Here is a 9,132-nt window from a genome sequence, read left to right as displayed (position 1 = left end):
TCTTGCAACCTTCATACGTTGTTTGTTCCAATTGGAAGAACCTTTCACACGCCTGGAAAGGATACGTTGTGCGGTTGCTAATTTCTTTTCGAGTTTGCGAAACCATTTTGGATTAGAGAATATTTCTCCCGTACTCAAAATGGCAAAGTCTTTTAGTCCAACGTCAACACCAACAGAAGAACCTGTTTTTTCTAATGCTTGTACGTCTGTTTCGGCAAGAATGGATACAAAATATTTTCCACTTGGATTTCTTCTAACAGTAGCATTCAGAATACGACCTTCAACTTCATGACTTTTAGCCAAGCGAACAAGACCAAGTTTAGGTAATTTGATTTTATTCCCTACAATGGCTATATTTCCGTTCGTGTGCTTGGTTGTGTAAGACTGTACGCTGTTATTTTTAGACTTGAATCGTGGTGCTTTATTTTGTTTTTTGAAGAATCGAGTATACGAGTCAGCCAGGTTTTTAAGTGACGATTGAATAGCAATACTGTCAACTACTTGTAACCAAACCAACTCTTTCTTCAGTTGTGTTAGTTGGGAGGAACAAGTGTTGTAAGTTAATCCTTTGCCTGTGTCTTTGTACATATCCATCCATTGTTCCAAAAAGTAATTGAATACAAAACGTGAACAACCGATTGTTTTCGCAATTAGGATGTCTTGTTTTTTGTTTGGATAGATCCGAAACTTATATGCTTTGTTGACTAGCATTGACTTTCACCTCACTTCAAGCCTTGATCTTCAATCCATCTCCCACCTATTGTTGGGCTACGCCCTTCACACGATTGAGGAAGGAGTCTTCTGTCGGAAATCGATAAAATGGATAAAAAAAGCATTCAATTTAACTGTTCTCACAGACAATTGAATGCTTTTTCGAATGGAATTTAGTTTAATTAAATATTTTGTAACTCTTGAATACGACGGATTACCGCATCACGTTTTTCACTATAATCTTTTTCTTTTGCACGTTCTTCTTCAATTACCTTCTCAGGTGCTTTTTTAACAAAGCCTTCATTGCTTAGTTTCTTCTGAACGCGGTCAACTTCTTTAGTTAACTTATCAAGCTCTTTCTCAAGACGCTTCACTTCTTCTTCTACATTAATTAATCCAAGAAGTGGAAGAATTACTTCTACACCTGTTTCAACAGCTGTCACTGCTTGACTTGGCTCTTCCACGTCTGTACCAATTGTTAATACTTCAGGGTTACAGAAGCGTTCGATATATCCGCTGTTATCTTTTAAGCTTTGAGCAATTGTTTCGTCTTTCGCTTTTAAGATTAAGTTGATTTTCTTGCTTAGTGGTGTATTTACTTCCGCACGGATATTACGTACAGAACGAATAATTTCCACTAATAGCTTCATATCTTCAGCTGCTTCGTTATCAGTTAGATCTTCGTTCACTGTTGGCCATGCAGCAGTAACAATTGTTTCCCCTTTATGAGGTAAGTTTTGCCAGATTTCTTCCGTAATGAATGGCATGAATGGATGTAATAATCTCATTGTGTTATCTAATACGTAAGCAAGAATAGAACGAGTTGTTTTCTTCGCTTCTTCATCTTCACCGTATAATGGAAGTTTTGCCATTTCAATATACCAGTCACAGAAATCATCCCAGATGAAGTTGTAAAGTACACGACCTACTTCACCAAACTCATATTTATCCGCTAAACGTGTAACAGTTTCAATTGTTTCATTCAAGCGCGTAAGGATCCATTTATCTGCAACTGATTTTTTACCAGTTAAGTCGATTTCTTCATATGTCATGCCATCCATGTTCATTAACGCGAAACGAGAAGCATTCCAAATCTTATTCGCGAAGTTCCAGATTGACTCTACCTTCTCAATGGAGAATCGTAAATCTTGACCTGGTGAGCTTCCTGTTGATAAGAAGTAACGTAATGAGTCACAGCCATACTTGTCGATAACATCCATTGGATCAACACCGTTACCTAGTGATTTACTCATTTTACGTCCTTCACTATCACGAACTAGACCGTGAATTAATACATCTTCGAATGGACGAGTTCCTGTGAATTCGATTCCTTGGAAAATCATACGTGATACCCAGAAGAAGATAATATCATATCCTGTTACTAGAGCAGCCGATGGATAGTAACGCTTAAAGTCAGCTTTTTCAGCATCAGGCCAGCCCATTGTAGAGAACGGCCATAGTGCTGAAGAGAACCAAGTATCAAGAACATCATTATCTTGTGTCCAATGCTCAGTGTCAGCAGGTGCTTCTGTTCCTACGTATACTTCGCCTGTTTCATTATGGTACCAAGCAGGAATTCGGTGTCCCCACCATAATTGACGAGAAATACACCAATCGCGAATGTTTTCCATCCAACGTAAATATGTTTTCTCGAAACGTTCAGGTACAAAGTTAACTTTCTCTTCTTCTTTTTGTTGAAGGGCAATTGCTTCATCAGCAAGTGGTTGCATTTTAACAAACCATTGTGTTGAAAGATATGGTTCAACTACTGCACCGCTACGCTCAGAGTGACCTACAGAGTGCATATGCTCTTCGATTTTAATAAGAACACCTTGTTCTTGTAAGTCTTTCACGATTTGCTTACGACATTCAAAGCGATCCATTCCTTCATATTTACCAGCTTTCGCATTCATAGTACCGTCTTCATTCATTACAAGAATGCGTTCTAAGTTATGACGGTTACCTACCTCAAAGTCGTTCGGGTCATGCGCTGGAGTCATTTTAACTACACCAGTACCGAATTCTTTATCTACATAGTCATCAGCAACGATTGGAATTTCACGACCTACGATTGGTAATATTACTTTTTTACCGACTAAGTGTTGGTAGCGCTCGTCTTCTGGGTGTACAGCAACACCAGAGTCTCCAAGCATTGTTTCAGGACGAGTAGTCGCAACTTCCACATATCCAGAACCATCTGCTAAAGGATACTTCATGTGATAGAAAGCACCTTGGACATCTTTGTAAATTACTTCGATATCAGAAAGCGCTGTTTTCGTAGAAGGATCCCAGTTGATGATATACTCACCGCGATAGATTAAACCTTTATTATATAAAGAAACGAATACTTGATTTACAGCTTTTGATAAACCTTCATCAAGTGTGAAACGCTCACGAGAATAGTCTAAGCCAAGACCCATTTTCGCCCATTGCTCACGGATATGACCAGCATATTCTTCTTTCCATTTCCATGTTTCTTCAACGAATTTCTCACGACCAAGGTCATAACGGCTTACACCTTCATTACGTAGCTTTTCCTCAACCTTTGCTTGAGTAGCAATACCCGCATGGTCCATACCTGGCAGCCAAAGAACATCGTATCCTTGCATTCTTTTCATACGAGTTAAAATATCTTGTAATGTTGTATCCCAAGCGTGACCTAAGTGAAGTTTACCTGTAACGTTTGGCGGTGGAATTACAATAGTATAAGGTTCTTTCTTCTCATCGCTTTCTGCCTCAAAAAAGCCACCTTTAACCCACCAGTCGTAACGACCTTTTTCAATCGTCTGTGGATCATACTTAGTCGGCATTGATGTTTGATTGTTATCCATTATGTTTTCCTCCTAGTCATTCATTTGAACATAAAAAAACTCTCTTCCTAAAAAAGGACGAAGAGAGTTGATTCGCGGTACCACCTTTATTCCAATTAACTATATGTACAATTAATTGGCGCTTAAGAATTATAACGGCTCTTCACCGGCTTTTACTACTACTATTTCATAAAAGCAGCTCCTGGGCTACTTCTGTTTGCTCTTACTTAAAAAACCTCTCAGCTACTGGTTTCTCTCTCTTAAAGCAGAATTCAAACATACTATTCCCATTCTTTGCTATTGCTATTATTTAATTACTACTATAGTACAGAAAAAGTTGTTCTTTCGTCAATAATTCTTGCCGTTTTTCTATATTTTATACAGTTATTTCGTTTCCGTTCTAATCTAATCACACATTTTAGACATTCCCATAGAATGATAAGAAAAGCGGAAACGTATCATGTTTCCTTCTCAGTCAGAGAGCTTCATTCTATACGGAGTTAAACAGGCTTAAGAGATCCCTGTTTAGCAGATGTAAGGTTAAATACCAAGCAAAGGGATAGCCCTTTGTAATGATATTTTATTGAGGAGAGAGTTGAATACCTATGAAAAGAAAATACGGCCCTTACAACATGCCTCCTTGGCTTCGAAATTTACGAAATCTATGTGGTCAATTTATTATCCCGATCTGTGTTTTCCAAGCAATTCGTACTTTTTTCTTCCCTACCACCTTTGATGTATTATTATTAGTTCTGTTAATATGTGCGGCTCTTAGTATACGCTATAATGTATTTTAAATGTTCGAATAGAAGATACCGCTTGCCTATATACGGTCAAGCGGTATGATACATATTGCTTCACCTTCAAAAGCAACGAAATTTCATCCTGTATATTTTAGATTCACAAAAATGAAAAATGCCTGAAAAGAATCCTTTCAGACACTTTATTGCTGTTCATTCTCAGCAGCTTGCTTTGCTGCTCTTTTTTGCCCTTCAATTTCCTCGATTTTCATAACTAAGTATTCAACGTTTTTCAACTGCCAGTAATTCTTTTGCAATTCTTTCACGTATTGCAATTCAGTCTTAGCATCGTTTTTCCGAGAATGATATGCTTCAATTGTTTCAATAAATTGAATAGGGTATGCCAGATAACTAGTAAATAGCATCATTTCATCATCCTGCAAAGGAAAATATTTATTATAGTGATACAGCCAATCTACGCATTCATCACATCGAATCGGAAATGTGTTACAGTACCTTACAAAAAAAGGTAGCAAATCAAAATGTTGTGGTAACGGCTTGGCATTTTCAAAATTAATAAAATAGCCAGCACCTCGATCATTCAGTAAGAAATGTTTAATACTGACTTTTCCATGAATCACAACCGTTCTGACTTTTTCATCATCCTTTGTTTTTTCATACCACTCTTCAAGTTTCCGAATAGAAAAAGAAAGAGCTTGAGACGCGTCATAATAGCAAGAACAAAACATTAATTCTAAAGGAGACATATACCAATTCTGCTCACATTGGCCGATATATTCTTCCAAAAATCGTTGCTGTTTCTTCCACATATCCAGTGTTTTCTGAAAATGATTTTCACGTTCTTCTTTTTCAATTGGAAGACCTTTCACAGTAAGAGCGTGTATTCGAGCTAGCTCACGAAACATTTGCTTATGTTTCTCGTTACGCTCTCCACTTTCATCATTCGCAAGCCACGGCATTAAATAATAAAGGCGATTGTTGTATAAAACTCCATAGCGACCGTCGCTGGTTGTATAAATAGGTACAACACGGTTGTATCCTCTTTGATACAACCGTTGTACATGCCTAATAAAATCCATACTATGTTTCGGAGCAATGCTTTTCAAAGCATACACTCCTTGATCTGTATATACTTTATGAATGCGCCCGAACGTTTCCGAATATTGGACTTGAAGCATATAATGCTTGCTTATTTCTTCAACCTCTCTTGAAATATATTCGCTTCTCTCCACCTGTATTCACTCACTTTCGCAGGCGTCATTTCCTATTTATGAATGGCCTTATGGGGGATATATAACACCTTCCCTCCCTGAACATCACTCTCATCATCTAAATTATTGTAGGCAATAATATCCTGCTTACTGACTTCATAACGACTCGCCAAATCCGATAAACTTTCACCACTTTGAACAATGCAAACTTTCAACCTTGTCTGTGTTTGCGTTTCTTTCTTCGCGAAGAAATCTGTTAAGCTAACTGATAACTTACCTGTTTCGGACTTTGGTCTTGCCACTTCCTGATCTTCCTCTTTATAAATGCGTCGCTTCTTTATATTTAGTTGAGTACTTTCTTCAACATCTATTTCTTCAATTTGTACTTCTTGCACAGGCGTTTGAACATCCCGCCCTTGTCTATTTAAAATTTCATGAATATCTGTATTTCCATCATCTAATTCCTCTTCTTCTGTGGGAACATAGTCTTCATTTCTCATGCTGCTTACTAGTTCCTCTTCCTCTAAGCCAATATTTAACGTTTGGTATGAACTTTCCTCAAAATCATTATGGATAGGCATATCTATATCTCCACTGACATTTGTTACCGGATCCCTTGGATAACTAGGAATTTCTGGAGGTGTAAAAATCGGCATCGGAATTGTAAAACTAGATTGAAAATGTAAAGGCAGGTTTTCAACTTGTAAGTGATGATTTCTTATTTTAGGATCTTGGTGCTGCGATGATTCTTCTTTCGGTACGGCATAGGCAGACGCCCCAAATGATTCTTGCGAATTTTCTGTTTCAAGTTGATTTTCTACTTCTTCATTTCGATTCATATGTGATGTAACAACTTGACTTTCAATATAACTTTCTTTTTGCAAAGATTCAGATTTCCTATCGCCATAAAGATTAGTGTAGAATGAATCATTTTCTGCAGAGCTCTCATCATGTGTTATTTGAGAATCTTCATCGTCTTTACGTCCAAACGGGATCGATAATGATTCCGTCTCTATCGGATTTGTTTGCGATTCTACTTCACTGTTTCTTTCAAGCGATACTAATGATTCGGTATCTATATAGCTTTCCATCTCTGTTTGCGATTCTTGTTCCTCATTTCTTTCTAACGATACTAATGATTCAGCATCCATATAGCTTTCCAATTGAATTTGTGATTCTGTTTCACTTTTGTCAAACTGTGCAAAAGATTCAGTATGAGTGTTGTTTTGCATCTTCATCATTGACTCTATTTCACTGTAACGCGCATGTGGTTCAATCAACGATTCATTGTCCACATAACTCTCCATCTGCATTGTTGACTCTATTTCACTATTACGTACATGTGATTCTTTCAACGATTCATTGCTCAAATAACTCTCCGTTTGCATCATTGATTCTATTTCACTATAGCGTCCATATGTGGTTAATGATTCAGCCTCTATATAGCTTTCTTCCTGTATTGATTCCTGATTATAGTTACTATCCTTTTGGAAAGTGTAAGATTCATCATATCTTTCAGGTCTATGAACATAATTACTCTCACTTTGAATGTAAGTAACAGATTCTTCAAGAGGGATCTCATAGTATACATCATCACGCTCCTCAGCAGGTGTAAATTCGTTAGATGTATATTGCACCTGTTCTCCATCATAAATGCCCGTTATTATTAATTCAGCCATTAGCTTAATACAACTATTTTCCGGCATATTATAATCAAAAGAAGAAATATCCACTTCTATAGCATTTCGATTTACAATTCGATTAGTTGGAATACTTATATCAACTGGAAATGCATGATGAAATAAATAAGTACCATCATCTTCTCGGCGCATTACATTTTGAATATATCTTTGATGCATTAATTGATTATAGTTACTTCCACTTTCCCACTCAAAGTTTTCATTTACCCCTTGATATTCCCCTGTCACTAATAGTGATCCTTCGATAACTACATATTGGTTCCTTTCTGAAATTGATACGTTCGGCTCTATGGAAAGGGAGAACAATTCACTAACTTCCTGCCCCTTTTGAAACCAAATAGATTCTTCTAAAGAAAATCGTAAACACGATTGATCCTGATTCGTCAAAACCGCTCCTCCTCTCAATCACTTAAAAAGACTGCGACTATCATTAGTAAACCTATGAGATGAAAGGATTTTTTAGTACAGAAAGTTAAGAAAAACAGTCTCTGATCTTTTGATTAAAAGCTTCAGTCAAAAAGGCACTTCATCTCTGAAAATGAAGTGCCTTTCATCGTATTATTGATTAGAATCAACCTACATCATCTGCAATATTACCACCAGAGAACTGACTGTTATAAAGATCAGCATAGAATCCACCTTTATTCAACAGCTCTTGATGATTACCTTGTTCAATGACTGTACCTTCTTTCATCACAAGAATTAAATCCGCATCTTTAATGGTAGAAAGTCGATGAGCAATAACAAAACTTGTTCTACCATTCATTAAGTTATTCATCGCTTTCTGGATGTGAATTTCCGTTCTTGTATCTACACTACTTGTTGCCTCATCTAATATTAGAATCGCTGGATTTGCTAAAATTGCGCGGGCAATCGTTAATAATTGTTTCTGACCTTGTGAAATATTCGTTGCGTCTTCATTTAAAATCGTGTCATATCCATCTGGCAAGGTACGAATAAAATGATCTGCATGAGCGGCTTTAGCTGCTTCATAAACTTCTTCGTCGGTAGCGTTCTCACGACCATAGGCAATATTGTCTTTTATACTACCGTTAAATAGCCAAGTTTCTTGTAGAACCATACCGAATAGTTGACGTAAATCGCTACGTGCCATTTCAGTTATATCTACACCATCAATTCGAATCGCTCCACTATTGATTTCATAGAAGCGCATCAATAAATTGATTAAAGTTGTTTTACCCGCTCCAGTTGGTCCGACAATTGCAATCATTTGACCTGGCTTTACATCAATATTCATATCTTCAATTAATGTAACCCCTTCTTTATATCCAAATGACACATGCTCAAAAACCACATGCCCTTTCGGATATGAAATCACTTTAGGATTTTCTACTTCAGGTACTTGCTCTTCTTCATCTAATAGCTCAAACACACGCTCAGCAGATGCAATTGTCGATTGAATAATATTTGCAATGTTAGCTGTTTGCATAATTGGTTGTGAAAATTGACGCGCATATTGAATGAAAGCTTGAATATCTCCAACAGAAATAGCTTTATTTGTAACTAAAATACCACCAATTACACTTATCAATACATAACCAACATTATTGATAAAAGACATTAACGGCATGATAATCCCAGAAATAAATTGAGATTTCCAACCAGAGTCATACAGTTTTTCGTTAATTTCCTCAAATTCCTTAAGAGCTTTCTTCTCATTTCCAAATGCTTTAACTACTTCATGTCCTGTGTACATTTCCTCTACATGACCACTCAATTCCCCAAGTGATCTTTGTTGACCGATAAAGTGGCCTTGTGATCGTTTGGCAATCATCATTGCAATTACACCACTAAGCGGAAGTGTTAGTAACAAGATTAACGTCATAATTGGACTAATTGTTAACATCATAATAATTACACCAATAATTGTTACAATAGATGTAATAACCTGCGTTAAACTTTGCTGTAAGGTTGTACT

5 protein-coding genes and 1 other annotated feature are annotated in these 9,132 nt (G+C 36.8%); all 5 genes read right to left on the bottom strand.

The window, feature by feature from the left end; translation table 11 throughout:
* Nucleotides 1-711, bottom strand: a 711-nt coding sequence (locus V7014_RS19545) for an RNA-guided endonuclease TnpB family protein (protein ID WP_335509464.1), incomplete at its 3' end; no start/stop codon positions are given.
* A gap of 182 nt (nucleotides 712-893) precedes the next feature.
* Nucleotides 894-3,542, bottom strand: a complete 2,649-nt coding sequence (locus tag V7014_RS19540) for a valine--tRNA ligase (RefSeq protein ID WP_335509462.1) — start codon at nucleotides 3,540-3,542, stop codon at nucleotides 894-896.
* Between the two features lie 50 nt (nucleotides 3,543-3,592).
* Nucleotides 3,593-3,825: a binding site (T-box leader), on the bottom strand.
* Nucleotides 3,826-4,464: 639 nt separating this feature from the next.
* Complete coding sequence (gene ysxE / locus V7014_RS19530; RefSeq protein WP_335509458.1) at nucleotides 4,465-5,514, bottom strand: spore coat protein YsxE; 1,050 nt, start codon at nucleotides 5,512-5,514, stop codon at nucleotides 4,465-4,467.
* Nucleotides 5,515-5,546: 32 nt separating this feature from the next.
* Nucleotides 5,547-7,580, bottom strand: a complete 2,034-nt coding sequence (locus tag V7014_RS19525) for a LysM peptidoglycan-binding domain-containing protein (protein WP_335509455.1) — start codon at nucleotides 7,578-7,580, stop codon at nucleotides 5,547-5,549.
* Between the two features lie 184 nt (nucleotides 7,581-7,764).
* Nucleotides 7,765-9,132: ABC transporter ATP-binding protein (locus V7014_RS19520; protein WP_335509454.1), on the bottom strand; the 1,368-nt coding region annotated here is incomplete at its 5' end.

This window comes from Bacillus sp. JJ722, assembly GCF_036963345.1.
Classification (GTDB): Bacteria; Bacillota; Bacilli; order Bacillales; family DSM-1321; genus Bacillus_AD.
The sequence above is the reverse complement of the archived record's forward strand: the minus strand, read 5'-3'. Positions and strand labels throughout refer to the sequence as shown.